Source organism: Methylobacterium sp. GXF4 (assembly GCF_000272495.1).
GTDB lineage: Bacteria > Pseudomonadota > Alphaproteobacteria > Rhizobiales > Beijerinckiaceae > Methylobacterium > Methylobacterium brachiatum.
Genome location: NZ_AKFK01000079.1, coordinates 120,831 through 147,166, shown reverse-complemented (window position 1 = coordinate 147,166; position 26,336 = coordinate 120,831). Strand labels below are relative to the sequence as shown.

The window sequence follows — 26,336 nt, the reverse complement described above, 5'->3', positions numbered from 1 at the left end:
GCGGCGCGCCGCCCGGCCTCACCGGGGCGGCGCCGGGACGTCAGCCGAGGACCACGCCAGCATGCCGAACACCGCCCTCCTCCGGCGCGCGAGCGCGCTCGCCCTGATGCTCGCGATGCCCGGTGTCGCGCTGGCCCAGGCGCCCCAGGCGGCCCCGGCTCAGACCTCGACGCCTGCAGCCAACACGGCCGCCCCGAGCCCCGACACCGTGGTGGCCAGCGTCAACGGCAAGCCGATCACGCAGGGCGACCTGGCCATCGCGTCGGACGATCCGGCCCTGTCGCTGCCGGGTGTCGACGAGGCCCAGAAGAAGTCCCTGCTGGTGGATTACATGGTCGACCTGCGGGTCGGCGCGCAGGCCGCCGAGGCGGCCAAGATCGGCGACACGCCGGAGTTCAAGCGCAAGCTCGCCTATTTCCGGGACAAGCTCCTCCTCGACGACTACCTGGAGCAGGAGGCCAAGCGCGCGGTCACCCCCGAGGCCGAGCACGCGATCTACGACCAGACCGTCAAGCTGATGAAGCCCGAGGAGGAGGTGCACGCGCGCCATATCCTCGTGGACAACGAGGGCGACGCGAAGAAGATCGCCGCGCGGATCAAGGGCGGCGAGGATTTCGCCAAGGTCGCCGCCGAGACTTCGAAGGATCCGGGTTCCAAGGCCGAGGGCGGCGATCTCGGCTGGTTCACCAAGGAGCGGATGGTCCCGGACTTCGCCAACGCCGCCTTCGCGATGAAGCCGGGCCAGGTCTCCGACCCGGTCAAGAGCCAGTTCGGCTGGCACGTGATCAAGGTCGAGGAGAAGCGCACGAAGCCGCAGCCGACCTTCGACGAACTGAAGGAGCAGATCGACCAGCACCTGGTCCGCAAGGCCCAGCAGGACCTAATCCTGAAGCTGCGCGCCGACGCCAAGATCGACCGCACCGACGCGGCGCCCGCCGCAGCCCAGCCGGCGCCCGAGACGAAAAAGCCGTGATCGGATCGGCATAGCGGATCGATCCGGCAGATGGCTTGCGCACCTGCCGGATCCTCACGATCCAAACAAGGACTGCTCAAGGCGGAAAAAGGATGCCGTCGCAATCCACTGCGCCATTGACGACGTGCAAGATCACGATCTGATCGGTCTCGACACGATAGAAGATCAGATAATTGCCGTGAACCCGACGGCGAATCCCCTGCTTCTCGTAACGTGGGACCAGAGGAAACCCGTTCGGTAAGTCGGCGAGGCCCATGCACTTGGAACGAAGCGACTGCACGAAGCTAAGCGCCCGAAACGGGTTATCGCGGGCAATGTAGTCGCCGATCGACTCTAGGTCGCGTTCCGCTTCCTCGGTGAAACGGACGATCACGCTTTGGCGTTGCTCAGGTCACGGTACTTGCGTTCGAGGCGGTCGAAAACCTCCTCGGCGGCTTTCGTCTGTCCCGCATCCGCCTGCTCGATCCCGCGTGCGATCGAGGCATCCAGAGCCGCGATATGGACCTCCCGATCCTGGATGAGCCGGACCCCCTCACGCAGAACTTCGCTCTGTGATGTGTACCGGCCGGTCTCAACCAGCCGCGCCACGAAGGCTTCGAGTTGCTGCCCGAGATCGGCACGGATCATCGCGTCCTCCTGAAGACGGCTCCCAAGCAAAGGTTATCTGTTCATGCAAAGCGTCGCCAGCGCGGAGCGCGGGCCGATGAGGCCCGCTTAACGGCTGATCCTCAGATCTTAATAAGGCCGGTCGGGATGCAGATACGCCGAGCTCGCGGGCGGCGTCGGGGCGGTGACGCCGAGCGCGGCGAGCTCGGCCGTGCGGCGGCCTTCGGCGATCCGGTCGAGCACCGCGATCAGGAGCCAGGGACACGCGATCCCGATGAAGAACGCCATGTGATCCTCCGACGCCGGATCTGAAAACCGTCCAGCTTCGGAGGATGATAGGCCGGCCGGGCCCGACCGCAAGCGGCGTCGCGGCGCTTTCGCGTCAGAGCCAGCCCTGAAGCTCGCGGCGCACCACGTTCTCGATCACCTTCATGCCGAGATCGGAATCGTTCAGGCACGGGATGTAGGCGAAGCGCTCGCCCCCGTTCCCCTCGAAATAATGGCGATTCTCGCCGTCGAGCTCCTCCAGCGTCTCCAGGCAATCCGCCGTGAAGCCGGGGGCGACGATCGCCATGCGCTTGACGCCGGATTTCGCCAGCTCCGTCACGGTCTCGTCGGTGTAGGGCTTGAGCCATTCCTCGTTGCCGAACCGCGACTGGAAGGTCACCCGCATCCGTTCGGGCGACATGCCCAGGGCCTCCCGGATCAGACGTCCGGTCTTGTGGCACTGGCAATGATAGGGATCGCCCTTGAGCAGGTAGCTGCGCGGCACGCCGTGGAACGAGGTCAGGATCACCTCGGGCTCGAAATCGAGCTTGGCTAGGCCCTCGCGGATCGAATCGGCCATGGCGGCGATGTAGACCGGGTCGTCGTGATAGGGCGGCGACACCCGCACCGTCGGCTGCCAGCGCATGTCCATCAACGCCCGGAACGCCTGGTCGCAGGCGGTGGCCGAGGTCGCGGCCGCATATTGCGGGTAGAGCGGCACCAGCAGGATCCGGTCGCAGCCCTGGTCGAGCAGCGCCTGGAGGCGTTCAGCCACCTCCGGCTTGCCGTAGCGCATCGCCCAGTCGACCACGACGGAATCGCCCATCGCGGCTTGCAGGCGCTCGCTCTGGCCGCGGGTGATGGTCTTGAGCGGACCCTCGTTCCGCTCGTTGTTCCAGACGCTGGCGTAGTCGCGACCCTTCGGCCCCGGGCGCTTGGTCAGGATGATCAGGTTGAGGAGCGGCCACCAGATCAGCCGGGGCACCTCGATGACCCGGCGGTCCGACAGGAACTCCTTGAGATAGCGGCGCATCGGCCAGTAGCTGGTGCCCTCGGGGGTGCCGAGATTCATCAGCAGCACGCCAACGCGGCCCCAGGCCACCTTCGGGTGGTCGGCCGGAAGGCCGCCCGCGGCGGGGACGAGGGTCGAGAGGGGCCGGCCATCCGCCAGCGCGGCGGGTTCGACGCGTTCGTTCATGGCAGCGTTCCGGCGCCGCGCGCCGAGTCCTTCTTCTGGCTTCGGATACCCGGCAGCCGGCGCACGCGCTTGGGCCTGAACCGGGGTGTTCGGTATCGCGTCCGCCCCATGTAGGGTGTCCGCCCGCTCAGCGAAGGCCGGCTGCGACATGCTGGACCGTACGCGCTGGCGCGGGGCCGACCCATTCTCCCTAATCATGGCGCCGGTGCCCCGCAACCGCGGAGCGCATCGTCCGACCCGGCGAGACCCGATGACCGACACCCCCGTGGCCGCCGCGCTGGCGGCCTTCCGCGCCTCCGGATCGCCATGGCTGGCGCTGCCGTTCTTCGCCGGCGGTGCGGCCGACGCCGTAGCGGCCCGGGTCGATGCCCGGATCGCCGAGGGCGCGCGGGTGCTGCCGGCGCCGGCCGACATCTTCCGCGCGCTGACAGAGACGCCGCTGCCGGCGGTGCGCGCCGTCATCCTGGGGCAGGATCCCTATCCGACGCCCGGCGACGCCAACGGCCTGGCCTTCTCGTATGTCGGCTCCGGCCGGCTGCCCGCGTCCCTGCGCGTGATCCTCGCGGAGGCAGGCTCGGAACGGGCTGCCGGCGGCGACCTGACCCCCTGGGCCCGCCAGGGCGTCCTTCTCCTGAACAGCGCGCTGACCGTCGAGGCCGGAAAGGCCGGCGCGCATCTGCGCTACGGTTGGTCGGCTCTGACCGACGAGGCGGTCGCCGCGGTCTCGGCCCGTCCGGAGCCGGCGGTCTTCCTGCTCTGGGGCGCCCAGGCCCGCGCCCGGACGGCGCTGATCGATTCAGGCCGCCACGGCGTGTTCGAGAGCGGGCATCCCTCCCCGCTCAACCGCGCCCGGGATTTCCCGGGCTCCGACCCGTTCGGCCGCGCCAATGGCTGGCTGGCCGAGCGCGGGGTGTCGCCGATCGCGTGGCGCCTGGGCTGAACGATCACTGCGCGGGCTTGACCGGCTCCGTCGGGGCCGGGGCGCCGGTCGTCGGACCGGCCGGCAGCAGGACGTTCTTGGTGATCGCACCCTCCGGTCCGTACTCGCCGGCCACCGCGATGCAGGCCTGGTCGCGGTTCTGGGCCATCTGATTCGACATCAGGGTGAACATCGTCTGCACCCGGTTGCCGAACGGGCCCCGCGGCTGGACGTCGTCGACCCGCACGTTCTGCTTCGCCAGGAGACCCTCGAAGGCCTCGTTGCCGATCCGGTAGCCGCAGACATTCGAGGCCGCGAAGATGTAGGCGGCAAATTCCAGGGCTCGCGGGGACGGCGCGTTGCGGATCTGCGCCTGCGCCGGCAGGGCTGCAAGCGTGAGAGCGAAGGCGGCCGCGTAGGGGGCGATCTGGCGCATGGGTGGGTGTTTCCTCAGTCGGGGCAACCTCTTCCGGGTCGCCCGCTCCGAGCGGGAGATAGGCCGGCCGGCGCCCGAGGCCAATGCGACCGAATTTGCCTCCAAATCGCTCTGCCCCGTTCATCATCGATTCGGCATAGGCGCAGTCCCGGCCGTCCGGAGCCCTGAAAAACGGCCAGTGTTCCGGAGATCTGCGAACGTGAGACAGAGTGTTAACCTGCGCGCGTCACGCCAAGGTCCACCGTTTATCCAGATCCAGGCGGTTCGCAGCGTATGTTTGGCGTGAACTCCACTGTCGCAGACATTCCGGTCCCGGCGCCGGGCCCGCGTGATCCCGATCGGCGCTTCCGATCCGGGCTCGGCCTCGCCTCAGGCGACCGGCGCGCCGCCCCGGCGATCTGCCCCAACCGGGTCGCCCACTGGGCTTTCGCCGAGGGCCTGCGCGCCGGCGAGATCGTCGCCCTCCTGGTCCGCGACCTCGGTCAGGCGGAGGCGATGCGCCTCGGCCTGGCGCGGATCGGGGTCCGCGTCCTCGCCCTCGACGGCAGCCGCCGCGGCGAGGCGCTCGCCGACAGCCTGGCTCGCTCCGGCGCGACGCTGGTGATCATCGATACGGCTCTGGCAGACGCCTATGCCGGCGTGATGGGCCGGCTGCCCTCCTATCCGAGCGTGTGGTGGAACGGCCCGGGCGCCGATTTCGCCAGCCTGGATCTCGCTCTCGCCGAGCAGGATTGAGGGGCGTTCTCGGCGACCTCGCAAGGGCACGCTTCGCGGTTCCGTGGTAGGCTTGTCGCAGATCCGGTCGGAGGGTCCCTCCATGACAGCGATAAAAGCCACGAAGCCCGTTGATACGAGCGAAAGCCTCTGGCGAGACCTCCTGAACGCGCGGCACGACGATGGTGCGGCGGCGCGGGAGCATCTGCAAGCCGGCTTTCCGGTCTACTACGTCGAGGGCGATACGCCCGAAGGCCTGCTCGTGAAAGAATACCCCGGCGGACGGCGGGAGCTGGTCCGATTCGACGAGGCGGGCGACCAAGTCATCCGCGATCTATGACGCCGCAGCTTTGGGTTTTTGCCGGGCCGAACGGCGCCGGCAAATCGACCCTGGCGCTCCGTTATGCGTGCGGACGTATCGAAGTGGTAAGTCCGGACGACATGGCACGGGAGATCGCACGCGGCCGGGGTGGTAACCCAAGTATGGCGGCCCGGGCGGGCCGTCTCGCCATCGAACGCCGACAGGCCTTGCGAGATGCCCACCAGAGCTTCGGCATCGAGACGACGCTGGCCGGTTGCAGCGAGCGCGCCTTCATGGCCGAGACCCGCAATCACGGGTTCAAGGTCAATCTGGTCTTCGTAGGGATTGGCAGCATCATACAATCGCGCAGTCGCGTAGCTGAGCGCGTGAAACGCGGGGGGCATCCGGTTCCCGCCGCCGATCTCGAGCGCCGTTTTGCACGCAGCATGGCGCACCTGCCAGACGCCATGCGGATCGCTCAGCGGAGCTTGGTGTTTGACAATAGCGGCAAGCGATGCAGGCTGATCTTGAGCCGCGAGAATGACCACACAAAGCTGGTCAGCCGTAGCTTGCCGCACTGGGCCAGGGCCGCGATCCCGGTCGCCTTGAGGCAGGGTCCAGCCGAGGAAACGCTTGATGACGCATACGGCGACGCCGGATCGCAATCGGATCCCTTCGACGGCGGCCCACCGGAGCGGTGATCCGCGTCCTCCGCGGAATCGCCTTGATGCGCACCCGCGCAGCGCGCTTTAGGATATCGCCATGTCCGCAGCCCTCGCCGCCCCCACCTCCGCGGACGCGCCCGTCCTGCTGCGCCACGATGCCGACGGCGTCGCGACCCTGACGCTGAACCGTCCGCAGGCGCGCAACGCCCTGTCGATGGCGCTGATGAGCGCGCTGCAGGACGCGCTCGACGCGATCCGGGAGGATCCTGCGGTCCGGGTGGTGATCCTGCGCGGGGCCGGCCCGGCCTTCTGCGCCGGGCACGACCTCAAGGAGATGCGCGCCGATCCCTCCCGGGCGGCGACCGAGGCGGTGTTCCGCACCTGCGCCCGCCTGATGCTGAGCCTAACGCGCCTGCCGCAGCCGGTGATCGCCCAGGTGCACGGCATCGCCACCGCGGCGGGTTGCCAACTCGTCGCCACCTGCGATCTCGCCCTCTGCGCCGAGGAGGCCCGCTTCGCCACGCCGGGGGTGCAGATCGGCCTGTTCTGCTCGACCCCGATGGTCGCCCTGTCGCGGGCCGTGTCGCGCAAGGCCGCCCTGGAGATGCTGCTGGTCGGCGAGCCGGTCGGTGCGCAGGAGGCTTTGCGGATCGGCCTGGTCAACCGCGTGGTGGCGTCAGCCGAGTTGGACGGGGCGGTGAACGCCATGGCCCAAACCATCGCCGGAAAGGCGCGGCGGGTCCTGGCGATCGGCAAGGAGGCGTTCGGTCGGCAGATCGAGATGGGCCTGGAGGAGGCCTATGGCTACACGGCCGAAATCATGACCCGGAACATGATGATGGCCGACGCCCAGGAGGGCATCGACGCGTTCCTCACCAAGCGGTCGCCGCGCTGGGAGCCGTGAGCCCCGCGCGATACGACGCAGGTCCCCCGCGTCGGGATGCGTAGGCTCCGGGGGCGCCCTGCCCTAGGATGACGGCATATCCGGTCCTGCCGGGCTCGGCACCTCCATGCGGAACGGCTGATGAGCGCGATCGACCTGTTCGGACTGACCCTGGCCTTCGTCGGCACCATGCCGCCGCCCCGGCCGCCGCGTCCGCGTCCGGACCGCGCGACCTGGGCCGCCGCCCTACTGTTCGGCGGCGTCTGCCTCGGCACGGTCGGCCCGATGATCACGATCTGGAGCTTCCACAGGCCCTATGCCGAGGCCAAGGCGCGCTGCATCGCGGATGGCGGCCGGATCCTGTACGCGGCGCTCGACGGCAGCGGGCCGTATCGCTGCGCCCGGCCCCTCGGAACCGCCGATACCGGCGCACAGCCGCCCCTCCGGCCGTATTAAATCCGCGCCTCGGCGTTTCCTTCAGCTATATCCGGCGCCGTCTGACGCGAACCGGATGCCGAGACCTTGGAAGACGCGCTGTATCGATGGCTGCAATCCACCGCCCTGTTGCGGGCGGATGTTGCGGCGCTCATCGGCTTCGCCCTGGCGATCGGCGTCACCCTGCACGCCCTGCTGCGCAAGCGCCGGGTCAGCGTCGCGGTCGGGTGGATCGGGCTGGCTTGGCTCTCGCCGATCTTCGGGACCGCGCTCTACCTGACCTTCGGCATCAACCGCGTCTCGCGCCGGGCGCGCAAGCTGCGCACGAAGCCCTCCGACGCGACCCAGCTGCCCGATACCGACGATGCCGTGGTGCCCGAGACGCTCTGGCCCCTGGACCGGGCGATCCGGCGCATCACCGGGCTCCCGGCCTTCACGGGCAACGACGTGCAGATGTTCCGCAACGGCGACGCCGCCTATCCGGTGATGCTGGCGGCGATCCGTGACGCCAAGGCCAGCATCGGGCTGTCGAGCTATATCTTCCGCGACGATCCCACCGGCCGCGCGTTCTGCGATGCCCTGGCCGAGGCGAAGGCCCGGGGCGTCAAGGTCCGCGTGATCATCGACGGGATCGGCGGCGGCTATTTTCGCGCGCCGGTCTATCACCGGCTCACCAGCCTCGGCATCCCGGCGGCCCTGTTCATGCACTCGGCGCTGCCCTGGCGGATGCCGTTCCTGAATCTGCGCTCACACAAGAAGCTGCTGATCGTCGACGGGTGCGTCGCCTTCACCGGCGGTCTCAACATCTCGCAGCCGAACCGGGTCTCCCTGAAGCCCGAGCATCCGATCCGCGACACCCATTTCCGTCTCCGCGGGCCTGTCGTCGAGCAGCTCGCGGTGGCCTTCGCGGCCGACTGGGCCTTCGTGGACGGCGAGATCCTCGATTCCGAGCCGTGGCTCGCCGACCTGCAGCCGGTGGGCAAGAGCGTCGCCCGGGTGGTCACCTCGGGGCCGGACGCGGATGTCGAGAAGATCGAGCAGGTCATCCTCCAGGCGCTCGCCTGCGCCCGCCGGACGGTCCGGTTCGTCACCCCCTATTTCCTGCCCGACGAGTTGGTCACTGGCGCCCTCGCGCAGGCCGCGACCCGGGGCATCATCGTGGACGTGATCATCCCGCGGGTGAGCGACCATCCGTTCATCGATTGGGCGACCCGGGCGCATCTCGACCCGCTGCTCCGCGCCGGGGTGCGGGTCTGGCTCGACGAGCCGCCCTTCGACCATTCGAAGGCCATGGTGGTCGACGACGTCTGGTGCTTCGTCGGCAGCGCGAACTGGGATATGCGCAGCTTCCGGCTCAATTTCGAACTGAACGTCGAGATCATCGACGCCGACCTCGCGGCCCAGCTCGACGCCTTCATGCAAGGCAAGATGGAATCGCGGCTCAGCCGTGAGGATCTCGCCGCGCGCGCTTTGCCGATCCGTCTGCGCGACGCAGCCGTGCGACTGCTGCTGCCATACCTTTGAAGCGCGCGGGCGCGTGCGCTTCCGGCGCCGGCCCGAGATGCACGACGATCGGCCGGTGATCGGAGGGCCCGCGCGGCAGCACGGCATGCTCGTGGCAGATCATGCCGCGGGCGAGGCACCGGTCGAGCCGCAGCGGCAGCACGTCGACCATCGCGTGGGTCGGCCTCCGGGGGCCGACATCGCGGAAGCCCGGGATCAGCGCCGGGCCGACGATGTTGTAATCGCCCAGCACCGCGGCCCGCGGCGGCAGCTCGCCGACGATGCGGCGCAGCTGGCGCCGGTTCAGCATCTGCCCGTGCGACAGGTGGACGTTCGCGACGCCGAACTCGCCCAGATCGAGCACCTGGCAGACCCGGTGAACCAGGGCGCCCGAGGGGAGCGTGATCACCCGCGGCGCATTCGGAAACGGTTTCGGGCTCCACATCGCCAGGCCGTGGATCCGCCCGGGCAGCGGCGCCCAGGCGTAATGGCCACCGATCCGGTCCTGCAGGAAGCCGATCGCCCGGGTCGCCTCCTGCATGAGCAGAAGGTCCGGCTTCTCCTGCGCGACCAGGGCGACGACGTCGTCCACCGCCGCGCCGGTGCGTCGGAGCAGGTTCCAGCTCACGATCTTGAACGGCGCGTGCGCGCGCTCCACCGGCCGGATCGGAAGCGCCGTGGCGAGGCCGGAGCGGTCCGGATGGGCGAAGCTGTTCATCGGGCCGGACTCGTACCTCACCGGGTGGTTCTGGCGCCACCGCCGCGCTTCAACGCGCCGGAAGCTCGGGCGTTCGCTTGGGGGCGAGCCCGATCTGCTTTTGCGGAGGGTGGCCGCTTTGGTCAGAACCTGGCCGTTCAAGCGTCCGACCCGACGTCCAGGAACGGACGTTGAACAGATGCCGGGGTGAGACAAAAGCTCGCTGGTCGAGAACGACCTGCTTCCCGGCTCGCACCCGCATGCCATTTCGAGCGCAGATTGAACGCCGGTTTCCGGCGCTTTCAGGAGGTTGCAGCGCTCGATCCCCTCGCGCTTCGTTGAGCTCGCGGCCTCGGCGGTCTATGCACCCACCCCATGGACCTCCAAGCCTCCGCGAGCCGATCCCTGGTGACCCTCGCCTGCAAGGCGCCGCTTGCCAGGAAGGCGGCGCCATTCCTGCCCATGAGCCGCGCCGAGATGGACGCGCTCGGGTGGGACGCCTGCGACATCGTCCTGGTGACCGGCGACGCCTATGTCGATCATCCGAGCTTCGGCATGGCCATCATCGGCCGGTTGCTCGAAGCGCAGGGATTCCGGGTCGGCATCATCGCGCAGCCCGACTGGCAATCGGCGGAGCCGTTCAAGGCCCTGGGCAGGCCGACGCTGTTCTTCGGCGTCACCGGCGGCAATCTCGATTCGATGGTGAACCGCTACACGGCGGACCGTCGCCTCCGTCACGACGACGCCTACACGGCGGGCGGCGAAGGCGGCCGGCGTCCGGACCGCTCGACCATCGTCTACACGCAGCGCTGCCGCGAGGCCTACAAGGACGTGCCGATCATCCTCGGCGGCATCGAGGCCTCGCTGCGCCGCATCGCCCACTACGATTACTGGTCCGACAAGGTGCGCCGCTCGATCCTGGCGGACGCGAAGGCCGACCTGCTCATCTACGGCAATGCCGAGCGCGCCGTCGTCGAGGTGGCGAACCGCCTCGCGGCGGGCGAGGCCCCGCACGATCTCGACTCCGTCCGGGGCGTCGCCCTGTTCCGCCGCGTGCCCGCGCATTACACCGAGCTGCCCGCCGACGATCTCGATTCGACCGACGAGGCCGCTTCCCGTCGCCCCGGCGAGACCGTGATCCGGCTCCCCGCCTACGAGCAGGTCAAGGACGACAAGGAGGCCTATGCCCGCGCCTCGCGGGTGCTGCACCGGGAGGCCAATCCCGGCAACGCCCGCCCCCTCGTCCAGCGCCACGGCGACCGCGACCTGTGGCTGAATCCGCCGCCGATCCCGCTCTCCAGCGAGGAGATGGATGCGGTCTACGACCTGCCCTACGCCCGCGCCCCCCATCCGTCCTACGGCGACGCGAAGATCCCTGCCTGGGACATGATCAAGTTCTCGGTGACGATCATGCGCGGCTGCTTCGGCGGCTGCACCTTCTGCTCCATCACCGAGCACGAGGGCCGTGTCATCCAGAACCGCTCGGAGGGCTCGATCCTGCGCGAGATCGAGAAGATCCGCGACAAGACCCCGGGCTTCACGGGCGTGATCTCCGATGTCGGCGGGCCGACGGCGAACATGTACCGGATGGCCTGCAAGGACCCGAAGATCGAGGCGGCGTGCCGGCTGCCGTCCTGCGTCTTCCCGGATATCTGCCCGAACCTGAACACCTCGCACGATGACCTGATCCGGCTCTATCGCAAGGTCCGGGAGGTGAAGGGCGTCAAGAAGGTGATGGTCGCCTCCGGCGTGCGCTACGACCTCGCGGTCCGGAGCCCCGAATACGTCAAGGAGCTCGTCACCCATCACGTCGGCGGCCGTCTCAAGATCGCGCCCGAGCACACCGAGCGCGGCCCCCTCGACCTGATGATGAAGCCGGGAATCGGCACGTATGACCGCTTCAAGGAGATGTTCGACGCCGCCGCCAAGCAGGCCGGCAAGAAATACTACCTGATCCCGTATTTCATCGCGGCGCATCCGGGCACGACCGACGAGGACATGATGAACCTCGCCCTGTGGCTCAAGAAGAACGACTATCGCGCCGACCAGGTCCAGACGTTCCTGCCCTCGCCCATGGCGACCGCCACGACCATGTATCACACCGAGATCAACCCGTTGCAGGGCGTGCGGCGCGGCGGCAGCGAGCCGGTCGACGCGATCAAGGGGATGCGGCAGCGCCGGCTGCACAAGGCGTTCCTGCGATACCACGATCCCGAGAACTGGCCCCTGTTGCGCGAGGCGCTGCGGGCGATGGGCCGCGCGGATCTCATCGGGCCGAGGCCGGACCAGCTCGTTCCGCTCTCGCAGCCGCCGGGAACCGGTGCCGGTGCGGGCAAGGCCGGAGGCCAGTCGCGCCCCATGCGCCATCCGGGCGCGCCGCGTTTCACCACGAAGGGCGTGCCGCTGCGCAAGTGACGGTCGCGCCCCCTCGCAACCGGACGTGCGAAGGGCGGCCTTCGGGGCTCCATGCCCCGACGCGGACCAGCAGAAGGCCACCTTCTCGGCCGCCGCCAGGGCCATGCTGATCGAGTTCCGGTCCTGAGGCCGTCACACGCGCCCCGCGCCTGTGCAGCGATGCGCCGTCGCCGCTTGAGGCCGCACGCCCCGGCGGCCTAAGACCCCGGCTCACCGATTGCTCACTGGGGGCCGATGTCGGGCTTCAGCTTCATCCACGCGGCGGACCTGCATCTCGGCAGCCCGCTCTCGGGCCTCGCCACCCGCGACGCGGAGCTGGCCCGCCGGCTCGCCACCGCGGGGCGGCAGGCCTTCGAGGACCTCGTCACCCAGGCGATCGAGCGGCGGGTTGCCTTCGTGGTCGTGGCCGGGGACATCTATGACGGCGACTGGGCCGACAACACGATCGGGCTGTTCTTCGCCCGCCAGGTGGCGCGTCTCGACCGGGCCGGCATCCCGACGATCCTGGTGCGCGGCAACCACGACGCCGAGAGCGTGATCACCCGCTCGATCACCCTGGCGCCCTCGGTGCATGTCTTCTCCGCGAGCCGCGCCGAGACGCTGCGCCTCGAATCCCTGCGGGTCGCCGTGCACGGCCGGAGCTTCCAGGCCCGGGCCGTGGAGGAGAACCTGTCGCTGACCTACCCGGCCGCCCTGCCCGGCTGGTTCAACCTCGGCGTGCTGCACACCTCCTGCACAGGCCACGCCGCGCATGAGACCTACGCCCCCTGCTCGGTGGCCGACCTCACCGCGCGGGGCTACGATTACTGGGCGCTCGGCCACATCCACGAATATGCGGAACTGTCCCGGGATCCCTGGATCGTGTTCCCCGGCAACATCCAGGGCCGGAGCGTGCGCGAATGCGGCGCGAAGGGCGCGGTCCTGGTGGAGGTCGCAGACGGGCGGGTGACCGGATTGAGCCGCGTCCCCCTCGACCGAGCCCGCTTCGAGCAGGTCACCGTCGACCTGAGCGAGGCCGCCGACACAAGCGCCGTCCTCGAGAATGTGGAGGCCGCCCTGCGGCCCTTGGCGGAGGTGGCGGCCCAGCGCCTCGTGCTGGTGCGGGTGCATCTGGCCGGCACGACCCCGGCCCATGACGCGCTCTCGGCCGACAGAGACAACGTCACCGCCGAGATCCAGGCCGCCGCCCACCGGCTGCACGAGGATATCTGGCTGGAGCGCCTGAAGATCGAGACCCGAAGGCCCCGCGCTCCGGTCGAGGCCTCCGGGGCGGCGATCGACCCGGCGGCCCTTCTCGCCGATCTCGACCGCGACCCGGATTTCCGCAGTCGGGCCAAGGCGGCGCTCGCCGAGATTGGCGCCCGCATGCCGGCATCCGCCGCCGCGGAGGCCGATCTGGAGGCCGAGTTCGACGCGCTCTGTGCCGAGGCCGAGGCGCTGATCCTGGGCCGCCTCGGCGGCCGGCATTGCTGAGGCGCGCACAATGCGGCTGATCCGCCTCGCTTTGGAGCGCTACGGCGCCTTCACCGATCGGACCGTGACCTTCCGGCCCGATGCCCGCCTGCACGTGGTGCTGGGCGCCAACGAGGCCGGCAAGAGCACGGCGCTCGCGGCGGTCACCGACCTGCTGTTCGGCTTCGAGAAGACCACGCGCTACGCCTTCCTGCACGACATGCCGCTCTTGCGCCTCGGCGCCGAGGTCGAGGCCGCCGACGGGCGCCGCCTGGCCTTCCGCCGCCGCAAGGGCAACACCCGGACGCTGATCGACGCCGCCGAGGCGCCGCTCCCCGACGACGCCCTGGCGCCGTTCCTCGGCGGCATCTCCCGCACCGTGTTCTGCCGCGCCTTCGGCCTCGATGCCGGCAGCCTGCGGGCCGGCGGGCGCGAGATGGTCGATGTCGAGGGCGAGGTCGGCGCCAGCCTGTTCGCAGCTGGGTCTGGCTTGCGCGGCCTCACCGAGCTGCAAGCCGCCCTCGACGCGGAGGCCGAGGGCATCTTCGCCCCCCGCCAGGCCAAGCACCGGACCTTCTACCAGGCCCTGGAGCGGCACGAGACCGCCCGCAAGGCGATCCGCGAGAAGGGCCTGCGCGCCGGCGACTGGCGCGCGCTGAACGACGAGATCGCGGCCGCCGCCCAGCAGCTCGATGCGCTGCGGGCCGAGCGCGAGCGCGTGGCCACCGAGCGCGCCCGGCTGGAGCGCCTGAAGCGCGCCCGGCCGATCGTCGCCGAGATCGACGCGCTGGACCACCGGATCGCCGCGGATGCCGGCCTCGCCGAGGCGGATTCCGCCTGGATCGAGCGCCTGGGCGCCGCCCTCGAACGCTGCCGTGAGGCCGAGGCCGAGGCGGCGCGCGCCGACGCTGCCCGCGCCCGGGCGCGGGGCGAGGCCGAGTCGGTGCCGGTGGAGCCGGCGCTGATCCTGCGGGCCGAGGAGATCCTGGCGGCGTTCAGCGGCACCAAGGAGTTCGAGAAGGGCGGCACCGATCTGCCCCGGATCGAGGGCGACGCCCACAAGGTCGGGCTCGACCTAGAGCGCCTGCGCGCCCGGATCGGCGCCCCGGATCTCGCGTCCCTGGAAGCCAGCCAGCCCACCGACGCCGCCCGCGCCCGGGTCGAGCGGCTGATCCGCGACGGCAGGACGCTCGCCGCCGCGGAGGAGCAGCTGGCGCGCGACGCTGCGGCCGCCAGGGCCGAGCGCGACCGCCTGGCCCGGGAGGTCGAGGCGGCCGGCGCCACCCACGATCCGACGCCGTTGCGCGAGGCCCTGAAGCCGCTCGCCAAGCTGCACGAGCGCCTCGCCGCCCACGAGGCGCTGGACACCGCGATCCGGCGGGAGACGGCCCTGCTGCGCAACCAGGCGGCGCGTCTGTCGCCGCCGGTGGCCGACACCGCCGCGCTGGCCCGCATGCCCCTGCCCAGCGCCGACACGATCGCGCGCTACCGCACCCTGCTCGACGGCAAGCGGCGCGAGCAGGAACGCGCCGCCGACCGCCGGGACGCGGCGCGGGCCCAGGCCGACGCCACCCGCACCCGCCTGCGCGAGCGCGAGGCCGGCCGGCCGATCGCCACCCAGGAGCGGCTCGAATCCGTGCGGGCCGCCCGCGACGCCGCCTTCGCGCCCCTGCGCGACGCCCTCGCGGCCGGTCGCACCACCGAGCCCGGCACGCTGGCCGCCTACGAGCGCGCCCTGTTCGAGGCGGACCGCTTCGCCGACGAGCGTGCCGCCGACGCCGCGCGGGTCGCGGCCCACGCGGCCGATCTCGACCGCCTCGCCGCCGAGGATGCGGCGCTGGCGGCAGCCGAACGGGTGCTCGCCGGGATCGCGGACCAGATCGCCGAGGGCGAGGCCGCCTGGCGCGAGGCCTGGCAGCCCGCCGGCCTCGTCCCCGGCCCCCCGGCCGAGATGGCTGCCTGGCTCGCCGAGACCGAGAACCTGATCGAGGCCGAGCAGCGGCTGGCCGAGCAGCGGATCGAGCGGGACCATCTGCAGACCCGGATCGAATCCGCCCGGGCGCCGCTCGCCGACCTGTTCACCCGGGCCGGGCTCGATCCGGCCCCGGATGGCGATATCGGTCAGGCCCTCGAACGGCTCGAGGCCCGGGTCGCGACGCTCGCGAGCCGCTGGGAAGCCAATCTCGAGACCGGCGGCCGGCTCCGCGCCGCCGCCGCGACCGCGGAGAAGCTGGAAGCCGCTCTGGCCGAGACCGGGGCGCGCCGCGCCGCCTGGCAGTCGGACTGGGCGGAGGCGCTGAGGCCTCTCGGCCTGCCCGCCACCGCCCGTTCCGAGGAGGCCGAGGGCGCGCTGGAAGCCTGGCGCACGGTGCCGGACCGGCTCGCCGAGCGCGCCGCCCTGCAGCGCCGGGCGGCGGGGCTGCGGCGCGACATGGAAGCCTTTCAGACCAAAGCGGCTGCCCTGGTCGAAGCCCTCGCACCGGACCTCGCCGATACGCCGCCCACCGGCGCGATCCGCACCCTGCATGCCCGCCTGGTCACCGCCCAGGCCCGGGAGGCCCGCCGCGCCGAGCTGGACCGGCGCTTCGAGGAAGCGGACACGGCCCTGCGCCACGCCCTCGGCCTGCGCGACGCCGCCCGATCGGACCTGACCCGCCAGGTCGCCGAGACCATGCCAGATCTGGCCGATGCGCCGACCCCTGCCATCGCGGAGGTGTTCGGCCGGCTGAACGCCCGGGAGATGCTCCGGGCCGAGCGCCTGCGGCTGCGCGGCAGCCTGGCGGGCGCCGCCGACGGCCTGCCCGAATCCGAGATCCGCGCCGGCCTCGACGCCCTTCCCCCGGAGGCCGTGGAAGCGGAGCTGGCCCGGCTCGCCATGGAGGCCGAGGAGCAGGCCGAGCGCGGCCAGGTCATTTTCGCCGACCGCGACCGGGCCGAGAGGCGCCGGGCGGAACTCGAAGGCGGCAGCGGCGCCGAGCTGGCCGCCGCCGAGCGCAAGGCGGCGGAAGCCGACCTCCAGGCGGCGTCCCGCTCCTGGGCGGTGCTGCGGCTCGCCGGCCTGATGCTCGGCCAGGCGGTGGCCCGGCACCGGGCCGGCCAGCAGGACCCCCTGGTGGCCCGGGCCGGCGCCCTGTTCCGGGCCCTCACCGGCGGCGCCTTCACCGGCCTCGCCCAGACCTACGACGAGGCCGACACGCCTAAGCTCGCCGGCCAGCGCGCGGGCGGGGGGCTGGTCGGGATCGAGGCGCTCAGCGAGGGCACCCGCGACCAGCTCTACCTCGCCCTGCGCCTGGCCTATCTGGAGGATTACGCCGGCCGCGCCGAGCCGGCGCCGTTCATCGGCGACGATCTCTTCTCGACCTTCGACGAGGCCCGCACCGGCTACGGCCTCGACGCGCTCGCGGAGATCGGCGCCAGCGTCCAGCCGATCCTGTTCACCCACCACCGCCACGTCGCCGAGATCGCCCGGGATCGGCTGGGGTCGGCGGTGGATGTGCTGGAGATGTAGGGGGCGGTTTGCGCGGGCGCGGACGAACGCCCTTGGTCGTGCCGACTAACGCATTCCCTGATCGATAACCGCATGAGGCGCGGGGTCCCTCTCCCGCACGGGAGAGGGGGCACGTCGCGCCTTAGACAGGCCGAAGCAGGACGATCGTTCACGGCGGGGGAATAGGGACCGGAGCCTCGTCCGGTCTTCAGCGCCCCAGATACCGCCCCTCCAGATGCGCCCGGAACGCCGCCGTCCCGAGGGGCGCGCCCGTCGCCCGCGCCAGCAGGTCGTCCGTCCCGAGCAGGCTGCCGACTTCGTGGACGTTGGCGCGCAGCCATGTGCGCAGCGGGGCGAAATCGCCCGCGGCGAGGCAGCCCGGCAGGGCCGGCTCGGCGGCGCGGGCCGCCCGGAACAGCTGGGCCGCGGCGAGCGCGCCCAGCGTGTAGGTCGGGAAGTAGCCGAAGGCGCCGCTCGGCCAGTGGATGTCCTGCAGGCAGCCGAGGCGGTCCGCCGGCACGGTGAGGCCGAGGAGGTCGCGCAACCCGTCGTTGAACGCCCCGGGCAGGTCGGCGACCGCGAGGTCGCCCGCGATCATCGCGGTCTCCAGCCGGTAACGCAGCAGGATATGGGCCGGGTAGGTCGCCTCGTCGGCATCGACCCGGATGAAGCCCGGCCGGACCTGCGTGTTCAGGGCGTGCAGGTTCTCCGGCGACCATTCCGGCCCGGACCGGCCGAACGCCTCTCGCAGCAGCGGTGCCAGGTAGGTGAAGAACTCCCGGCTGCGGCAGGCCTGCATCTCGACGATGAGCGACTGGCTCTCGTGCAGGCTCATGCCCCGGGCGGCGCCGACCGGCTGGTGCCGCCAGGCGGCGGGGCGGCCCTGCTCGTAGAGGGCGTGGCCGGTCTCGTGCAGCACGCCCATCAGGGCGCGGCCGAAATCGGCCTCGTCGTAGCGGGTGGTGATGCGCACGTCGTCGGTGGCACCGCCGCAGAACGGGTGCAGGCTGATATCGAGCCGGCCGCGGGCGAAATCGAAGCCGAGCGCGGTCATCAGCTTGAGGCCGAGCACGCGCTGCGTGCCCGTGTCAAACGGCCCCTCCAGGGGCAGCGGCGCCGGGCGCGAGGCCTGGATCTCCTGGGCGCGGGCGATCAGGTCCGGCAGCCAGCTCGTGAGGTCGGTAAACAGCGGGTCGATCACCGCCCGGCGCATGCCCGGATCGTAGCTGTCGAGCAGGGCATCGTAGGGGTCGAGCCCGAGCGCCGCGCCCTTGGCCTGCCCGATCTCCCGCTGGAGCCGCAGCACCTCGGCGAGATACGGCGCCAGCCGGGCGAAATCGGAATCCCGCCGCGCCTCGCGCCAGACCATCTCGGACCGGGACACGGCCCGGGAGCTTGCCTCCACGAGGTCCCGGGGCACGGCGCCGGCATGGGCCTGGGCCCGGCGCATCTCCCGGAGGTTGGCCGCATTCCAGGCATCCAGGCCGCCCTGCTGCTCGGCGGCAGCGAGCTCGTCCCGCGTCTCGGGCGCGGTCAGGATCTCGTGGGCCAGCCCGCGCAGGATCGCCAGCTGGTCGCCCCGCGCCTCCGCGGCTCCGTCCGGCATCAGCGTCTGCGCGTCCCAGCCGAGGATCCCGGCCGCACCTTCCAGGGCCGCGAGGCGGGAGAAGCGCTGTTCGAGGGTCTGGTAGGCGGTCATGCGATCATCCGTTCCGGTCGGTTCGCGATCGTTGCGGCCCCGCGAGACTGTGCCCGCCGAGGCTCGATAAGACAGTATCCCTGGTTTGAGCCGTGGGTCGGTATCACCCCGCCTGCAGCATCTCCAGCTCCAGCCACCGGTCCTCCGCCTGCGACAGCTCGGTCTCGGCCTGGGCCAGCATGGCGGTGGCCTTGTCGAACCGGGCCGGGTCACGGGCATAGAGGTCGGCATCCGCCAGGATCGCCTTCAGCTGGGCGATCGCCGCCTCCAGCTTGGCGATGCGCGCCGGGAGCGTCTTCAGCTCGTGCTGGTCCTTGAAGCCGAGCTTCGGCTTGCCGGCCGGCTGGGCGGCCGGGGCCGTGCGCTCGCGCGGCTCCTTCTTCGTGGGCGCGACCGTGCGCGCCTCGACCCCCTGCCCGCGTTGGACCAGCATGTCGCTGTAGCCGCCGGCATACTCGACCCAGCGGCCCGACCCTTCCGAGACCAGCACGCTGCCGGCCACACGGTCGAGGAAGTCGCGGTCGTGGCTCACCAGGATCAGGGTACCCTGGTAGTCGCCGAGCATCTCCTGGAGCAGGTCGAGGGTCTCGAGATCGAGGTCGTTGGTCGGCTCGTCGAGCACCAGCAGGTTGGCCGGTTGCGCCAGCGCGCGGGCGATCAGCAGGCGGTTGCGCTCGCCGCCGGACAGCACCGAGACCGGGGTCCGGGCCTGCTCGGGGGTGAACAGGAAGTCCTTGAGATAGCCGATGACGTGGCGGCTCTGGCCGTTCACCGTGACGCTGTCGCCCCGGCCGCCGGTGAGCACCTCGGTGACTGTCATCCCGGGCTCCAGCGTCGCCCGGGCCTGGTCGAGCACCACCGGCATCAGGTTGGTCCCGAGCACCACCTGTCCGGAATCGGGGGCGAGCCGGCCCATCAGCAGGTTGATCAGGGTCGACTTGCCGGCGCCGTTGGCTCCGACGATGCCCAGCCGGTCGCCGCGCATCACCCGCAGGGACAGGCCGTCGACGATGGTCCGGTCGCCGTAGGCCTTGGAGATGTCCCGGGCCTCGACCACGAGGCTCCCGGAGGATTCGGCCTCGGAGGCGTTCATGCTGACGCTGCCCACCGGGCGACGGACGTCGCGGCGGTTCTGGCGCAGCTCGTGCAAGTTGCCGAGGCGGCGGACGTTTCGCTTGCGGCGTGCGGTGACGCCATAGCGCAGCCAGTGCTCCTCGGCGGCGATCTTGCGGTCGAGCTTGTGCTGGTCGCGCTCCTCCTCTTCGAAGAAGGCGTCGCGCCAGGCCTCGAAGTTCGCGAATCCCTGTTCAATCCGTCGCGTTTCGCCGCGGTCCAGCCAGATCGTGGCCCGCGACAACGCGGAGAGAAACCGCCGGTCGTGGCTGATCAGAACCATCGCGGCGCGAGTTCCGCGCAACTCCGCTTCGAGCCATTCGATCGCCGGAAGGTCGAGATGGTTGGTCGGCTCGTCGAGGAGCAGCACGTCGGGCTCGGGGGCGAGCGCCTGGGCGAGCGCCGCGCGCCGCCCCTCGCCGCCGGAGAGCTGTTTCGGATCCTCCGCCCCGGTCATGCCGAGGCTTTCGAGCAGGTATCGGGCGCGATGGGCGGATTCGCCCGGCGGCAGTCCGGCCTCGACGAAATCGAGGGTGGTGGAGAACCCCGAAAAGTCCGGCTCCTGCGCCAGGTAACGGATCGTGGTGCCGGGCTGGACGAACAGCCGCCCCTTGTCCGGTTCGACCAGGCCGGCGGCGATCTTCATCAGGGTCGACTTGCCCGAGCCGTTCCGCCCGACGAGGCAGGTCCGCTCGCCGGGGGAGATGGTCAGGTCGGCGCGGTTGATCAGCGGCGTGCCGCCGAAGGTGAGCGCGACGTCCTGGAGGGTCAGTAGAGGGGGAGCGGCCATGCCGGGCTTATGGCAGTGCCGGGCCTCCGGTTCAAACCGGGCCGCTCCCGGCGCTCAGGCGATCGGGTTGGCCGGCCCGGTGGGCGGGCTGATCTCCGGCGGGCCGGGATCGTTGACCGGGATTTCCGGCGGCTGGATGCCCGGCGTCTCGGCCGGGGTGTTGCCGGGGATCTCGGGACCGGGCGGCTGCGTCGGCGCCTGCGGCGGATCGTACGGGGTCTCGGGCGCCGGCGTGGGCTGGGGCGGAACTTCCGGCACTTGGCTCGGATCGGCGAGGGTGAAGTCCGGCATCTTGTCCTCCAGAGGGCCCGCGGTGCTGTCCCGCACCGTTCGGGCGGCAACGAAGGCCTGCGGCTGGGGTTCCGGCGCGCTACTTCTTAGTGAGCAGGAGATTGCCTTCCTTGCTCGCCACCTTCTGGATCTTCTCGGCGAACAGGGCGAGCAGGAACGGCAGCTTCACCTCGAGGCGCACGCTCTCGGGGCCGACATCGATCGTGCCGCCGATCTTCTGGGTCATGGCCGAGACGCCGAAATCGAGCCGGTCGCCGGTCCAGGCGAGCTGGTCGATGGTGACGCCGCTCTTGGCCAGGAAGGCCCGCGCTTGGTCGGTGCCGTGTTCGAGGCGCCGCTTGGCCTCGTCGCGGCCGAGGTCATGCGGGATATCGACGATCAGGGGCTTGGGCATGGGGCGGCTGGATCCGGGCTGCTCCCACAGCACATGGGGCCTCCCGACGCCGCAGGCAACGTCGGGAGGCCGCTCGGCTTCAGGATCGGTCCGATCCGGGCGCCGTCAGGGGGCGCGCAGCCGGATCGGATCCCGATCCGCGATCGGGCGCAGGTGGCGCCGGGTCCTCAGTTCAGGACTTGAAGCGAGACGTAGCTCGTGCCGCCCATGCCGAGCGCGCGGGCCGAGCCCCTCGAGAGATCGATGATGCGGCCACGCACGAAGGGGCCGCGGTCGTTGATCCGCACCACCACCGAGCGACCGGTCCGGCGGTTCTCGACGCGGACCCGGGTTCCGAACGGCAGGCTGCGATGGGCAGCGGTCAGTCCGTTGGGGTTGAAACGCTCGCCGTTCGCGGTGCGAGAGCCGCTCCCGTACCAGGAGGCCGCGCCGCTCTGGGCGGCAGCCGGGAGGGTCGTTCCGACGAAGGCTGAGAGCATTCCAACGGTGGCCACGAACTTACCGAAACCAGATGTCATTCTTCCCGCATTCCCTTGTTGTTTCCGGGGCGGCGCCAGTCGTTCGAGAAACGGGCCGGAATATGGCGGGGTTTTCGGATCGGTTGACGTCACATTTTAGCCGGGTTCTGCCTGGTCATGTGGATTACAGCGCGTTCTATTTCAGTTTATTTCTAACTTTGTTACGATTTGTAAGACCGACAGTCCCCTTAGGTAATCGCTGCGTCACACAACTGTCATGTGCAGCGATCCTCGGATCTGCCTAAATTCCTAAGCCCTGCGCTGAGTGTGACCCTGCGTCCCACTGAGCTGGATGCGGGCGCCGACGAAACCCGAAATCAGTCGTGCCGGCACGGACCACAGGAATGGCGGCTCTCGGACGGCGCGCGGTCTGATCAGCCGCGCCGTGGCAGAAGACGGGCGGGCTCAATGCGCCGCACAATAGGCGCTTGATCTGTGGAAGGACTGGGCGGGACGCGCTCGGCAAAAACTGCAGCCCCAGAACGGGACGGCGGCCGAGCAATTTCGACAACGCGACCTTTACCGTATCCGACGCATGGTCTGCCGGTCAGTCGCGTAACCGGTGTTTGCCATGGCTTCCCCGCGTACCGTGGCTGCCGACGCCGTCGCCCGGAAACAGGTCTCGCGTGCCGGGCGGCCCGCGTCGGCGCCACGGATGGGTCTCGTACCCACCCAGCGTCCCCTCCCCCTCGACCAAGTGCTGGTCGGGGATTGCATCTCGGCCATGAACGCGCTGCCGGCTTCCAGCGTCGACTGCGTCTTCGCCGATCCGCCCTACAACCTGCAGCTCGGCGAAGCCGGCCTGCTGCGCCCGGACCAGAGCCGTGTCGACGCGGTCGACGACGACTGGGACAAGTTCGCGACCTTCGAGGCCTACGACGCCTTCACGCGGGACTGGCTCGCCGCCTGCCGGCGCGTCATGAAGCCGAACGCGACCCTCTGGGTGATCGGGTCGTACCACAACATCTTCCGGGTCGGGAGCGCGTTGCAGGATCTCGGTTACTGGATCCTCAACGACATCGTGTGGCGCAAGGCCAACCCGATGCCGAACTTCCGCGGCAAGCGCTTCACCAACGCCCACGAGACCCTGATCTGGGCCTCGCGCTCGGCGGAGTCGAAGGGCTACACCTTCCATTACGACGCGCTGAAGGGAGGCAACGAAGACCTCCAGATGCGCTCGGACTGGTTCATCCCGCTCTGCACCGGCGAGGAGCGGCTGAAGGATGCGCAGGGCCACAAGGTCCACCCGACCCAGAAGCCCGAAGCCCTGCTCGCCCGCACCCTGATGGCGGCGACCAATCCCGGCGACGTGGTGCTCGATCCGTTCTTCGGCACCGGCACCACCGGGGCGGTCGCCAAGCGCCTCGGCCGGCGGTTCATCGGCATCGAGCGCGAGGCCACCTACGCGAAGGCCGCGATGGAGCGGATCGCCGCCGTCCAGCCGCTGTCGAAGGCCGCCCTCATGGTGGCGCCAACCAAGCGGGCCGAGCCGCGGGTGCCGTTCCTCTCGGTGATCGAGGCCGGGCATATCCACCCCGGCGAGATCGTCACCGACGAGCGCCGCCGGTTCCGCGCCACGGTGCGTCCGGACGGCCAGCTCGACAACGGCCTGGTCATCGGCTCGATCCACAAGATCGGCGCCCTGGTCCAGGGGCTCCCGGCCTGCAACGGCTGGACCTTCTGGCACGTCGAGCGCTCCGGCAAGCCGGTTGTCATCGACAGCTACCGGGCCGGACTGCGCCAGGCGATGGCGAACGGCTGAGCCCTGCAAAGGTCTCGGGGCTTTGCCCCGGCCCCCACCAAAGGGCTGAGCCCTTTGGGAACCCGTTCCCTAGGCGGAGCTAGCGACGTCGCGCGGCGCCCGGTCGGCGCGGCGTCGGCCGGGCGCGCGGCGGCGCGATAAGCGCCTCCGGCTCGGCGTCCGGAAAATCGTCCATCTCCGGCGGCGGCTCGGGTGCCGGCTTGGGTCGGGGCTTGGGCACCGCGCGCACGCTCGGGCGCGGCTCCGGATCTTCCATCGAGATCGGCGCCTCCATGGCCGCGAGCAGCGGCATCGCCGGCGGCTCCTTCTTCGGGCGACCGCGCGGCTTCTTCTCGGGCTCCGGCTTCGGGTCGAAGGCGTGGGCCAGCACCTTGCGCATCAGGCCGGGCAGCGGCTCCTCGTCCAAAGCGGTGCGCGGGGTGAAGCGCATGCCGGGCGGCGTCGGGGTCGAGAGCGCGACCCGCGCCGAGAACACGGTCAGCTCCAGCGGGAAATGCGTGAAGCCGTGGCGGACGAGCCCCGGCAGGCGCTTCCAGCGGGCGTCGATCGGCGCATCCAGGAGGGCCGCCGCGACGTCGTAATCCGGCTCCCAGGCACTGCCCGGCGGTTCCGCCATGTTCCCCAGCAGCCCCTCCGGCGGGCGGGTCCGCAGCAGGACCGCCTCGTCGCCGCTGCGGATCGCCACGAAGGCCGCCCCGCGGCGCAGCGCCCCCTTGGCGACCTTGATCTTGCGCGGGAACGTGTCCTGCGTGCCGCGCGCCCGCGCCTGGCAGGGCAGCATCCAGGGGCAGAGGGCGCAGGCGGGGCGTTTGGGCGTGCAGATCGTCGCGCCGAGATCCATGAGCGCCTGCGCGAAGTCGCCCGGCCGGTCATGCGGCACCAGGGCCTGGGTCAGCCGGCGGATCTCCGGGCGGCTGCCGGGCAGCGGCGCCTCCACGGCGAAGACCCGGCTGAGCACCCGCTCGACATTGCCGTCGACCGCGGCTTCCGCCCGCTCGAACGCGATCGCGGCGATCGCCCCGGCCGTGTAGGCGCCGATGCCCGGAAGCTTGCGCAGGCCCTCGGCCGTGTCGGGGAAGCGGCCCGCAGCCGCCACCGCCTTGGCGCAGGCATGGAGGTTGCGCGCCCGGGAATAGTAGCCGAGCCCGGCCCAGGCCGACATCACCGCCTCCTCGGGGGCCTCGGCCAGCGCGGTGACGTCCGGGAACCGGGTCAGGAAACGCTCGAAATACGGGCGCACCGCCGCGATCGTGGTCTGCTGCAGCATCACCTCCGAGAGCCAGACCCGATAGGGATCGGGCGTTTCGCCGGCGAGCGCGCGCCAGGGCAGGACCCGCCGGTGCCGGTCGTACCAGGCGAGCAGGTCGTCGGCGCGGGGTCCGGGGGCGGACCCGGGATCCGGGGCTGGGCAGGGCGGCATGGGCGAGGCTGCATACAAGGCGGGGCCGGACGATCATAGGGCCGCGAAACGCCGGGCTCGTGCTCCCTTCGTCAACGAAGCTGCGCTAACCTCGTGCGACTCACGTGAAGGATGGCGAGGCCCGAAACACCATGGCGCGCGTCAAACCGTTGGCCGAGCTGATCGAGAGCTGCATCGGGCCGGCCTTCGCGGCGCAGGGCTTCGCGTCGACCGACATCCTGGCCGCCTGGCCGGAGATCGTGGGCGAGCGGCTGGCCCGCTACTGCCGGCCCTCGAAACTCGAATGGCCCAAGCGCCGCCGCAAGGATTCCGACACACCGGAATCCGGGACGCTGGTGGTCCGGGTCGAGGGCGTCTTCGCCATCGAGCTCCAGCATCTGGCGCCGGTGGTGATCCAGCGCATCAACGCGCATTACGGTTGGGCCTGCGTCTCGCGCATCGTGCTGCAGCAGGACCGGGTCGGCCGCGGCGGCCGGCCGGCGCCGCGGATCGGCGTCGACCCGTCCCAGGCCGTCGAGGTGAAGCGCGCCGTGGCGGCGATCGAGGATGACGGCCTGCGTGCCGCCCTGGATCGGCTCGGGATCGCGGCCGTGGCGACTCGGCCGGAGCGCTAACCCACAGGTTTCGGTGGCGATTGCGTCGCCTTGCCAGGACAGCCGCGCCCGAGTACCCGAACCGGGACGCCAAGCCTAAGACGCCAAGACCGACGAATTCGGCGGAGCCTGCCCATGACCACGCGACGCGACGCTCTCAAGTTCACCGGCCTCGCGCTCGGCGCCGGCCTCGCCCTCCCCTACCTGGCGCGCTCGGCCTGGGCCCAGAACGCCGACCTGGCGGCCTTGATGCAGCCCGGTCCGCTCGGGGATGTCTGGCTCGGTCCGGCGGACGCCAAGTGCACGATCATCGAATACGCCTCGATGACCTGCTCGCACTGCGCCGCCTTCCACCGCACCACCTGGCCGGTGCTCAAGGAGCGCTACATCGATACCGGCAAGGTGCGCTTCACCCTGCGCGAATTCCCGCTCGACCCGCTGGCCACCGCCGCCTTCATGCTGGCGCGCTGCCAGGGCGATGCCAAATATTACCCGATCACAGACCTGCTGTTCGACCAGCAGCCGGCCTGGGCCTTCACGCCGAAGCCGGTCGACGCCCTGGAACAGATGCTCCGGCAGGCCGGCTACACCAAGGACACGTTCGAGGCCTGCCTGAAGGACCAGAAGGTCTACGGCGCGGTCAACGCCGTGAAGCAGCGCGGGCTCGACGTTCTCAAGGTGGATTCGACGCCGACCTTCTTCATCAACGGCGAGCGCTACACCGGCGAGATGACGATCGACGGCATGGAGAAGGTGATCAAGCCGATCCTGGGCGCCTGATGTGTCTGTGGCACGTTGCGCGAAG

26 protein-coding genes are annotated in these 26,336 nt (G+C 70.6%); 14 read left to right on the top strand and 12 right to left on the bottom strand.

The window, feature by feature from the left end; genetic code table 11:
* Window positions 1–61: 61 nt before the first annotated feature.
* The gene (locus WYO_RS22570) at window positions 62–973 is read left to right on the top strand and encodes a peptidylprolyl isomerase (RefSeq protein ID WP_007566832.1); all 912 of its coding nucleotides are present in this window, start codon (window positions 62–64) and stop codon (window positions 971–973) included.
* Between the two features lie 76 nt (window positions 974–1,049).
* On the opposite strand, the gene WYO_RS22565 is transcribed toward WYO_RS22570, so the two are convergent.
* The 4 genes from WYO_RS22565 to hemH all read right to left on the bottom strand — a co-directional run bounded on the left by WYO_RS22565 (window position 1,050) and on the right by hemH (window position 3,044).
* A complete protein-coding gene (locus tag WYO_RS22565; protein WP_007566830.1) occupies window positions 1,050–1,346 on the bottom strand; it encodes a type II toxin-antitoxin system RelE/ParE family toxin in 297 nt (98 codons plus the stop codon).
* On the bottom strand, window positions 1,343–1,600 hold the full coding sequence (locus tag WYO_RS22560; protein WP_007566829.1) for a type II toxin-antitoxin system ParD family antitoxin: 258 nt from the start codon (window positions 1,598–1,600) through the stop codon (window positions 1,343–1,345). The genes WYO_RS22565 and WYO_RS22560 overlap by 4 nt, the downstream gene beginning before the upstream one ends.
* 108 nt (window positions 1,601–1,708) lie before the next feature.
* A complete protein-coding gene (locus tag WYO_RS31715; protein WP_007566827.1) occupies window positions 1,709–1,867 on the bottom strand; it encodes a hypothetical protein in 159 nt (52 codons plus the stop codon).
* Between the two features lie 94 nt (window positions 1,868–1,961).
* Window positions 1,962–3,044: a ferrochelatase gene (hemH, locus tag WYO_RS22555; RefSeq protein WP_007566825.1), complete on the bottom strand. Its 1,083-nt coding sequence runs from the start codon at window positions 3,042–3,044 to the stop codon at window positions 1,962–1,964.
* Between the two features lie 250 nt (window positions 3,045–3,294).
* On the opposite strand from hemH, the gene WYO_RS22550 reads away from it, so the two are divergent.
* Window positions 3,295–3,984, top strand: coding sequence for a uracil-DNA glycosylase (locus tag WYO_RS22550; RefSeq protein ID WP_007566822.1), 690 nt, complete (start codon window positions 3,295–3,297; stop codon window positions 3,982–3,984).
* Between the two features lie 4 nt (window positions 3,985–3,988).
* Here WYO_RS22550 and WYO_RS22545 read toward each other — a convergent pair whose 3' ends face one another.
* On the bottom strand, window positions 3,989–4,399 hold the full coding sequence (locus tag WYO_RS22545; RefSeq protein ID WP_007566820.1) for a hypothetical protein: 411 nt from the start codon (window positions 4,397–4,399) through the stop codon (window positions 3,989–3,991).
* Window positions 4,400–4,672: 273 nt separating this feature from the next.
* On the opposite strand from WYO_RS22545, the gene WYO_RS22540 reads away from it, so the two are divergent.
* From WYO_RS22540 to WYO_RS22515, 6 genes are all read left to right on the top strand, one after another.
* Window positions 4,673–5,134 (top strand): hypothetical protein, encoded by a 462-nt coding sequence (locus WYO_RS22540; RefSeq protein WP_007566818.1) that lies wholly within the window; start codon window positions 4,673–4,675, stop codon window positions 5,132–5,134.
* 82 nt (window positions 5,135–5,216) lie between these two features.
* Window positions 5,217–5,453 carry a hypothetical protein gene (locus WYO_RS22535; protein ID WP_007566816.1) on the top strand — a complete coding sequence of 79 codons (237 nt, stop codon included), beginning with the start codon at window positions 5,217–5,219 and terminating at the stop codon, window positions 5,451–5,453.
* Window positions 5,450–6,115 (top strand): AAA family ATPase, encoded by a 666-nt coding sequence (locus tag WYO_RS22530; RefSeq protein WP_007566814.1) that lies wholly within the window; start codon window positions 5,450–5,452, stop codon window positions 6,113–6,115. Before WYO_RS22535 ends, WYO_RS22530 begins: the two co-directional genes overlap by 4 nt.
* A gap of 61 nt (window positions 6,116–6,176) precedes the next feature.
* Window positions 6,177–6,983 (top strand): enoyl-CoA hydratase, encoded by an 807-nt coding sequence (locus tag WYO_RS22525; protein WP_007566812.1) that lies wholly within the window; start codon window positions 6,177–6,179, stop codon window positions 6,981–6,983.
* A 120-nt stretch (window positions 6,984–7,103) separates the two neighbouring features.
* Window positions 7,104–7,418 (top strand): hypothetical protein, encoded by a 315-nt coding sequence (locus WYO_RS22520; protein ID WP_007566810.1) that lies wholly within the window; start codon window positions 7,104–7,106, stop codon window positions 7,416–7,418.
* Between the two features lie 66 nt (window positions 7,419–7,484).
* Window positions 7,485–8,921 carry a phospholipase D-like domain-containing protein gene (locus WYO_RS22515; protein ID WP_007566808.1) on the top strand — a complete coding sequence of 479 codons (1,437 nt, stop codon included), beginning with the start codon at window positions 7,485–7,487 and terminating at the stop codon, window positions 8,919–8,921.
* Here WYO_RS22515 and WYO_RS22510 read toward each other — a convergent pair.
* Complete coding sequence (locus tag WYO_RS22510; protein WP_007566806.1) at window positions 8,839–9,618, bottom strand: endonuclease/exonuclease/phosphatase family protein; 780 nt, start codon at window positions 9,616–9,618, stop codon at window positions 8,839–8,841. The genes WYO_RS22515 and WYO_RS22510 overlap by 83 nt on opposite strands.
* A gap of 354 nt (window positions 9,619–9,972) precedes the next feature.
* Between WYO_RS22510 and WYO_RS22505 the strand changes: the two genes are divergently transcribed.
* The 3 genes from WYO_RS22505 to WYO_RS22495 all read left to right on the top strand — a co-directional run bounded on the left by WYO_RS22505 (window position 9,973) and on the right by WYO_RS22495 (window position 16,972).
* Entirely contained in the window at window positions 9,973–12,012 is a 2,040-nt protein-coding gene (locus WYO_RS22505) for a YgiQ family radical SAM protein (protein ID WP_007566804.1), read from the top strand.
* A gap of 234 nt (window positions 12,013–12,246) precedes the next feature.
* Window positions 12,247–13,485 carry a DNA repair exonuclease gene (locus WYO_RS22500; RefSeq protein ID WP_007566802.1) on the top strand — a complete coding sequence of 413 codons (1,239 nt, stop codon included), beginning with the start codon at window positions 12,247–12,249 and terminating at the stop codon, window positions 13,483–13,485.
* A gap of 10 nt (window positions 13,486–13,495) precedes the next feature.
* Complete coding sequence (locus tag WYO_RS22495; protein ID WP_007566801.1) at window positions 13,496–16,972, top strand: YhaN family protein; 3,477 nt, start codon at window positions 13,496–13,498, stop codon at window positions 16,970–16,972.
* A 187-nt stretch (window positions 16,973–17,159) separates the two neighbouring features.
* Here the strand turns inward: WYO_RS22495 and WYO_RS22490 are convergent, their stop codons facing one another.
* The 5 genes from WYO_RS22490 to WYO_RS22470 all read right to left on the bottom strand — a co-directional run bounded on the left by WYO_RS22490 (window position 17,160) and on the right by WYO_RS22470 (window position 21,717).
* Window positions 17,160–18,650, bottom strand: coding sequence for a carboxypeptidase M32 (locus WYO_RS22490; RefSeq protein ID WP_007566799.1), 1,491 nt, complete (start codon window positions 18,648–18,650; stop codon window positions 17,160–17,162).
* 103 nt (window positions 18,651–18,753) lie between these two features.
* Window positions 18,754–20,553: an ATP-binding cassette domain-containing protein gene (locus tag WYO_RS22485; protein WP_007566797.1), complete on the bottom strand. Its 1,800-nt coding sequence runs from the start codon at window positions 20,551–20,553 to the stop codon at window positions 18,754–18,756.
* A 54-nt stretch (window positions 20,554–20,607) separates the two neighbouring features.
* The gene (locus tag WYO_RS22480) at window positions 20,608–20,844 is read right to left on the bottom strand and encodes a hypothetical protein (RefSeq protein WP_007566795.1); all 237 of its coding nucleotides are present in this window, start codon (window positions 20,842–20,844) and stop codon (window positions 20,608–20,610) included.
* A gap of 79 nt (window positions 20,845–20,923) precedes the next feature.
* Window positions 20,924–21,238 carry a polyhydroxyalkanoic acid system family protein gene (locus WYO_RS22475; RefSeq protein WP_039903737.1) on the bottom strand — a complete coding sequence of 105 codons (315 nt, stop codon included), beginning with the start codon at window positions 21,236–21,238 and terminating at the stop codon, window positions 20,924–20,926.
* Between the two features lie 167 nt (window positions 21,239–21,405).
* A complete protein-coding gene (locus WYO_RS22470; protein WP_230367526.1) occupies window positions 21,406–21,717 on the bottom strand; it encodes a septal ring lytic transglycosylase RlpA family protein in 312 nt (103 codons plus the stop codon).
* Between the two features lie 610 nt (window positions 21,718–22,327).
* Here WYO_RS22470 and WYO_RS22465 point away from each other — a divergent pair.
* Complete coding sequence (locus WYO_RS22465) at window positions 22,328–23,518, top strand: site-specific DNA-methyltransferase (protein ID WP_280109750.1); 1,191 nt, start codon at window positions 22,328–22,330, stop codon at window positions 23,516–23,518.
* Between the two features lie 79 nt (window positions 23,519–23,597).
* Here the strand turns inward: WYO_RS22465 and mutY are convergent, their stop codons facing one another.
* Window positions 23,598–24,938 (bottom strand): A/G-specific adenine glycosylase, encoded by a 1,341-nt coding sequence (gene mutY / locus WYO_RS29100; RefSeq protein ID WP_007566786.1) that lies wholly within the window; start codon window positions 24,936–24,938, stop codon window positions 23,598–23,600.
* A gap of 131 nt (window positions 24,939–25,069) precedes the next feature.
* Between mutY and WYO_RS22455 the strand changes: the two genes are divergently transcribed.
* Both WYO_RS22455 and WYO_RS22450 read left to right on the top strand, forming a co-directional pair.
* Window positions 25,070–25,552 (top strand): DciA family protein, encoded by a 483-nt coding sequence (locus tag WYO_RS22455; RefSeq protein WP_007566784.1) that lies wholly within the window; start codon window positions 25,070–25,072, stop codon window positions 25,550–25,552.
* Window positions 25,553–25,666: 114 nt separating this feature from the next.
* Window positions 25,667–26,311, top strand: a complete 645-nt coding sequence (locus WYO_RS22450; protein ID WP_007566782.1) for a DsbA family protein — start codon at window positions 25,667–25,669, stop codon at window positions 26,309–26,311.
* Window positions 26,312–26,336: the final 25 nt, after the last annotated feature.

Bases quoted from the DNA above. Each gene is read 5' to 3' on its own strand.
- WYO_RS22570 (WP_007566832.1), top strand. From the start codon at position 62: ATGCCGAACACCGCCCTCCTCCGGCGCGCGAGCGCGCTCGCCCTGATG.
- WYO_RS22560 (WP_007566829.1), bottom strand. From the start codon at position 1,600: ATGATCCGTGCCGATCTCGGGCAGCAACTCGAAGCCTTCGTGGCGCGG.
- WYO_RS31715 (WP_007566827.1), bottom strand. From the start codon at position 1,867: ATGGCGTTCTTCATCGGGATCGCGTGTCCCTGGCTCCTGATCGCGGTG.
- hemH (WP_007566825.1), bottom strand. From the start codon at position 3,044: ATGAACGAACGCGTCGAACCCGCCGCGCTGGCGGATGGCCGGCCCCTC.
- WYO_RS22550 (WP_007566822.1), top strand. From the start codon at position 3,295: ATGACCGACACCCCCGTGGCCGCCGCGCTGGCGGCCTTCCGCGCCTCC.
- WYO_RS22545 (WP_007566820.1), bottom strand. From the start codon at position 4,399: ATGCGCCAGATCGCCCCCTACGCGGCCGCCTTCGCTCTCACGCTTGCA.
- WYO_RS22540 (WP_007566818.1), top strand. From the start codon at position 4,673: ATGTTTGGCGTGAACTCCACTGTCGCAGACATTCCGGTCCCGGCGCCG.
- WYO_RS22535 (WP_007566816.1), top strand. From the start codon at position 5,217: ATGACAGCGATAAAAGCCACGAAGCCCGTTGATACGAGCGAAAGCCTC.
- WYO_RS22530 (WP_007566814.1), top strand. From the start codon at position 5,450: ATGACGCCGCAGCTTTGGGTTTTTGCCGGGCCGAACGGCGCCGGCAAA.
- WYO_RS22525 (WP_007566812.1), top strand. From the start codon at position 6,177: ATGTCCGCAGCCCTCGCCGCCCCCACCTCCGCGGACGCGCCCGTCCTG.
- WYO_RS22520 (WP_007566810.1), top strand. From the start codon at position 7,104: ATGAGCGCGATCGACCTGTTCGGACTGACCCTGGCCTTCGTCGGCACC.
- WYO_RS22510 (WP_007566806.1), bottom strand. From the start codon at position 9,618: ATGAACAGCTTCGCCCATCCGGACCGCTCCGGCCTCGCCACGGCGCTT.
- WYO_RS22505 (WP_007566804.1), top strand. From the start codon at position 9,973: ATGGACCTCCAAGCCTCCGCGAGCCGATCCCTGGTGACCCTCGCCTGC.
- WYO_RS22500 (WP_007566802.1), top strand. From the start codon at position 12,247: ATGTCGGGCTTCAGCTTCATCCACGCGGCGGACCTGCATCTCGGCAGC.
- WYO_RS22495 (WP_007566801.1), top strand. From the start codon at position 13,496: ATGCGGCTGATCCGCCTCGCTTTGGAGCGCTACGGCGCCTTCACCGAT.
- WYO_RS22490 (WP_007566799.1), bottom strand. From the start codon at position 18,650: ATGACCGCCTACCAGACCCTCGAACAGCGCTTCTCCCGCCTCGCGGCC.
- WYO_RS22485 (WP_007566797.1), bottom strand. From the start codon at position 20,553: ATGGCCGCTCCCCCTCTACTGACCCTCCAGGACGTCGCGCTCACCTTC.
- WYO_RS22480 (WP_007566795.1), bottom strand. From the start codon at position 20,844: ATGCCGGACTTCACCCTCGCCGATCCGAGCCAAGTGCCGGAAGTTCCG.
- WYO_RS22475 (WP_039903737.1), bottom strand. From the start codon at position 21,238: ATGCCCAAGCCCCTGATCGTCGATATCCCGCATGACCTCGGCCGCGAC.
- WYO_RS22470 (WP_230367526.1), bottom strand. From the start codon at position 21,717: ATGCTCTCAGCCTTCGTCGGAACGACCCTCCCGGCTGCCGCCCAGAGC.
- WYO_RS22465 (WP_280109750.1), top strand. From the start codon at position 22,328: ATGGCTTCCCCGCGTACCGTGGCTGCCGACGCCGTCGCCCGGAAACAG.
- mutY (WP_007566786.1), bottom strand. From the start codon at position 24,938: ATGCCGCCCTGCCCAGCCCCGGATCCCGGGTCCGCCCCCGGACCCCGC.
- WYO_RS22455 (WP_007566784.1), top strand. From the start codon at position 25,070: ATGGCGCGCGTCAAACCGTTGGCCGAGCTGATCGAGAGCTGCATCGGG.
- WYO_RS22450 (WP_007566782.1), top strand. From the start codon at position 25,667: ATGACCACGCGACGCGACGCTCTCAAGTTCACCGGCCTCGCGCTCGGC.